A 3,968-nucleotide genomic window follows, 5' to 3' on the forward strand; every position below is an offset into this window, starting at 1 on the left:
GGGGTGTGACGGGGGTGGCACCTGTTGGGAGGACAACAGCCCTCTGGACTTCTGGCCTGCTTCGTTTTGCTGACTGCATTGGCTCTAAAATCCATGCCATGCCCCTTTGGAGGCCTCGGCTGATGGCGGCGAATCTTCCCCTGGGCCAGATGAGTCTGGAAGACAAACTTGAGGCGATGGAACTCCTATGGGCGGATCTCTCCGCCACGCCCGATCAGGTCGTATCGCCTGCCTGGCATCGCGATGAATTACGGCGGCGCCGCAACCAGCTGGAGCAGGGTTCCGCCCGGTTTCAGTCTTGGAACGACGCCATGACTGACCTCAAGGCCGAGCTTCGTGGATATCAGGCTCCTTGATGCGGCCACCGATGATCTACGGAACGGTTGGTTGTTCTACGAACTTCAGGCACCGGGGCTGGGCGATCGCTTTCTGGATGCCGTCGAAGCTGATGTTCAATCGTTGACTGTCTATGGCGGCATTCATCTTCAGGTCGATGGGTTTCATCGCATGTTGATCAGGCGGTTTCCCTTTGCGCTTTACTACGTAATAGAGGCGACGAGTATCGACATCTACGCCATCCTCGATTGTCGTCGCGATCCGATCTGGATTCGCGCTCGCCTTGGGGCGACTCGGCCTTCTCCATGAGGCCGAAGAACAGGGCCTGCAGCATGCCGATGGCCTCGGAATGCGTCGAGACGTTCCCAGCAGAGCTCAAGCAGTTCGTCGCGTCGTGGCTCCGCCACGCTGGCCTTCGGCCAGGTACCGCCATCGCTCAACTCGTCGCCGCCGATCAGGCTGTCGTGGCCATCGCCATAGGCGGTGATTCCGTTGAAGGTGAACCCGGCCCACCATGCGCTTCCCAGAATCCGCCGGGCCACGCCCTGCGCCGGGGCCTGGCTGCGGCGGCCGAGCAGTTCCATCAGCATGAGCGGTTGGTCGATGGGGCTCATGCGCCTGCGCTCGGCGATGAACGCGCGCAGGCGAAGCAAGGCAGCAGAGGGGCTGTTGGCCATGGAGTGATGGTGGCGGCTGCCGGGTGACCGGGCCAGGTTTGGTTTTGGGCGGCCCGTCAGGCTGGCGCCCCTGCTGGGATCCCTTCTGGTGTGGGCGTGCAGCGGCTGCAGCCAACCCGGCTCAGGGTGTGGCTGTGTCGCCCCAGTCCCTTCCTTGCTCTTGCTTCCGCCGCGTGGAACCTGCCCCAGCCCTATGATGTGTACACATTTGGCGGGAGGACGGCGTGGCGACCCGTATTGGGATCCGTGAACTCAGGTCCAGGCTGGCCTCCCATCTGGAATCGTCCACGCCGATTGAGGTGACCCGCCATGGCCGCACCATTGGCCTCTACGTGCCCTTGCCCCAGCAAGGCAACCTGAGTGATCGGGAGAAAGTGTTGGAGGCTGGCCGGCTGATGCAGGCTGAGCTGGAGCGTCTCGGTTTGAGCGAAGACGAGCTCAGTGCCGACTTCAAGGCCTGGCGGATGAGCCGCCCTGAGCAACCGTCGGCTTGAGAGTGGAGCGCAAGCGCCTGGTCCTGGACGCGAACATCCTCATTCGCTGAAGCCAACGTGGCCGAGGCGACCGCCTACGTGACTGGTCTCGCCAGGAAGAGAGGTCTCGATCAAGAGGTCTGCGCTGAGGCTTTGCTCAGCCTGCTGTTGATTGTCCAGGTTGTGGAAAACAGCGTGCTGAGGTCGGCCAAGGAGGAGGCCTTGGCGAGGATCCGCGACCAGGATGACTGGCCTGCCCTGGCGCTGGCGTTGCAATTGGAATGCGCCATCAGGACTGAAGATCAGGACTTCTTCGGCATCGGCATCGCAACCTGGACCACCAACACGGTGGAGCGTTACCTGGAGAGCTGAGCCCACTGCGCCCACCACGTGTCGCCGCGGGATCACCAGGCTGTTCCCCTCGCTCACGGGATAGGCATCGGCGATACAGAACACACAGCCCGCTTCGCGGTGGCCGTAGCTGGCCTGCACGCCGCGGAAGTCGGTGCGCCCTCTTGCGTAGGCAAACAGCCGTCGCGATTGCCGGCATTGCAGCGGAAGCAGAGGGCCTGCAGGTTGGTGATGGCGTCGGAGCCGCCCTGGTTCCTGGGGTTGATGTGGTCCAACTCAAGGGCCCGCTGGTGCTCGTGGGCACCGCAGCACTCGCAGCGGCCCCGTGCCCTTGTGAGCACCCTGTACTTCACCGAGCCGCTGATCGGGGTGCGGTGACAGCTGCGGTGGGCAAACACCTCCTCACCGCCCACCAGGGCTTAGGTGCCCTTCTCGCAGCGGGTGATGCCGTTGCCGGTGAGCACGCGGCCCACCATCCGCTGTCCAGGATCCGCCGGGCGATGTCCTGCGCCGGGGCCGGGCATGGGGGTATCCAGGCGGGTGTGACGGGGGTGGCACTGATGTCTTGAGGACCCCTCTTCGGTTGGGCATGCCGGCCCCCTCAGGCCGGCCTTTGCTCACCAGCACCCCCGCCAGTCCTGAGTGTCTATACTCTGCTTCAGGCTGAACCATGGTTTTGCGATGGCTTCTGACCTCACCCCCGCCGTCGGTGCCGCCCTGCTCGCAGCAGATGCCCGCCTGCTCGCTCAGGAATACCGCCGCGTGCTGGCTCCATCGGGATCGCCTTCCTCTGCAGGCCCGTTGCGGCTTGGCTTTCGCGAGCTCCTCTACTTCCAGGTGGTCAGCAGTCTGAGCGCCGAGGGCCTGCAGCTCTCCCCTGACCAGAAGCGTGAGGTTTTCCGTGTGTTGACCGTGAAGACTCACCGGTTGCCTGAGGGCCTGCCCCGGCGACAGGTAGCCCAAGGGGGCTGGTCCCGTGGCCCCGGTGAGCTGCGCAAGACAGGTGCCGTTCCCTTCCGTTTCGACCTCCTCGGCGTAAGCCGGGACCTGCGTTACCGCTATCGGCTCTACAGGCGGCCCCATTCCCTGGTGGAGAGCGATCCGGCCGTCTGTTCTGGGCAGCCTGTGTTCCGGGGCACAAGGATTCCCGTGGCCGTGGTTGTGGAGCAGCTTCGCTCCGGCGTCAGCTGCAGCACGCTGGAAGAGGATTTCCCCCAGCTCAGCCGGCAGGCCCTCGATTACGCGCAGATCCAGGCACGCTTGCCCAAGCCTCCCGGCCGCCCTCGGCGCCCCCTCGCCCTGCAACGCGGCTGAAGGATCATGCCTTGAGGCTGTTGATCGACGAAAATCTCAGTCCGCGCCTGGCCCGCTGGGCCTGTGAACAGGAAATTCCGGCAGAGGCGGCTGTGCATGTCGGTCTTGCTGGCGCCAAGGATGACGCGGTCTTCGCCCATGCCCTGGCCCGCGATCAGATTGTGGTCACGGTGAACGTGGGCGATTTCATTCGCTTGGCCGCCACCATGGAGGTGCACCCTGGGGTGATCGCCCTCAGGGAGGCTGGCTTGAGTGCGGAACAGCCGTGGCTCCGGGTCCAATCAGCTCTGCAGCTGATCCAACACGGGAAAGACACTGATCTGATCAATCGCGTGCTTGAGATCCAATCTGAAGCTGTGTACGTGGGCATGAGATTCCAGCCATCTGAGTCAATCCCTGCCGGTGCAACTCTGAGACCAACGATGGCCATGGCTTGTCGGCATTGCAGCGGAAGCAGAGCGCCTGCAGGATGCTGATGGCGTCGGAGCCGCCCTGGTTTCTGGGGATGATGGGTGCCACCTCTCAGTGCCCGCTGGTGCTCGTGCGCCCCGCAGCACTCGCAGCGGCCCTGGGCGCATCGGTGAACCTGTACTTCACCGAGCCGCTGATCGGGCTGTAGGCGCCGTTGCCGTAGGCGGTGATGCCGTTGCCGGTGAGCACCATGCCCACCATCCGCTGCCCAGGATCCGCCGGGCCACGTCCTGCGCTGGGGCCGGGCTGTGGCGGCCCAGCTGTTCCATGAGCATCAGCGGTTGGTCGATGGGGCTCATGCGCATCTGCTTGGCGATGGTGTGCCTCAGGCGCTCGTAGGTGGGGG

General features: G+C 64.3%; 9 protein-coding genes. 5 read left to right on the plus strand and 4 right to left on the minus strand.

All coding sequences use genetic code 11. The features are described 5' to 3' along the window. Window positions 1–356, plus strand: a 356-nt coding sequence (locus IQ216_RS12215; protein ID WP_228007469.1) for an addiction module protein, incomplete at its 5' end; no start/stop codon positions are given. Between the two features lie 16 nt (window positions 357–372). Here IQ216_RS12215 and IQ216_RS14510 read toward each other — a convergent pair. Next, entirely contained in the window at window positions 373–504 is a 132-nt protein-coding gene (locus tag IQ216_RS14510) for a hypothetical protein (RefSeq protein ID WP_255510614.1), read from the minus strand. Between the two features lie 65 nt (window positions 505–569). After that, window positions 570–1,013, minus strand: coding sequence for a hypothetical protein (locus tag IQ216_RS12220; protein WP_193815674.1), 444 nt, complete (start codon window positions 1,011–1,013; stop codon window positions 570–572). Between the two features lie 224 nt (window positions 1,014–1,237). Between IQ216_RS12220 and IQ216_RS12225 the strand changes: the two genes are divergently transcribed. Continuing rightward, the gene (locus IQ216_RS12225) at window positions 1,238–1,507 is read left to right on the plus strand and encodes a prevent-host-death protein (protein ID WP_193815675.1); all 270 of its coding nucleotides are present in this window, start codon (window positions 1,238–1,240) and stop codon (window positions 1,505–1,507) included. 57 nt (window positions 1,508–1,564) lie between these two features. After that, window positions 1,565–1,858, plus strand: coding sequence for a PIN domain-containing protein (locus IQ216_RS12230; protein ID WP_193815676.1), 294 nt, complete (start codon window positions 1,565–1,567; stop codon window positions 1,856–1,858). Window positions 1,859–1,911: 53 nt separating this feature from the next. On the opposite strand, the gene IQ216_RS14795 is transcribed toward IQ216_RS12230, so the two are convergent. Continuing rightward, complete coding sequence (locus tag IQ216_RS14795) at window positions 1,912–2,250, minus strand: HNH endonuclease signature motif containing protein (protein WP_193815677.1); 339 nt, start codon at window positions 2,248–2,250, stop codon at window positions 1,912–1,914. A 268-nt stretch (window positions 2,251–2,518) separates the two neighbouring features. On the opposite strand from IQ216_RS14795, the gene IQ216_RS12240 reads away from it, so the two are divergent. Continuing rightward, window positions 2,519–3,151 carry a DUF433 domain-containing protein gene (locus IQ216_RS12240; protein ID WP_193815678.1) on the plus strand — a complete coding sequence of 211 codons (633 nt, stop codon included), beginning with the start codon at window positions 2,519–2,521 and terminating at the stop codon, window positions 3,149–3,151. An 11-nt stretch (window positions 3,152–3,162) separates the two neighbouring features. Beyond that, on the plus strand, window positions 3,163–3,627 hold the full coding sequence (locus IQ216_RS12245; RefSeq protein ID WP_193815679.1) for a DUF5615 family PIN-like protein: 465 nt from the start codon (window positions 3,163–3,165) through the stop codon (window positions 3,625–3,627). 46 nt (window positions 3,628–3,673) lie between these two features. On the opposite strand, the gene IQ216_RS12250 is transcribed toward IQ216_RS12245, so the two are convergent. Continuing rightward, window positions 3,674–3,823, minus strand: a complete 150-nt coding sequence (locus IQ216_RS12250; RefSeq protein WP_193815680.1) for a hypothetical protein — start codon at window positions 3,821–3,823, stop codon at window positions 3,674–3,676. Between the last annotated feature and the right edge of the window lie 145 nt (window positions 3,824–3,968).

Origin of the sequence: Cyanobium sp. LEGE 06143, assembly GCF_015207535.1 — a bacterium.
Taxonomy (GTDB): domain Bacteria; phylum Cyanobacteriota; class Cyanobacteriia; order PCC-6307; family Cyanobiaceae; genus NIES-981.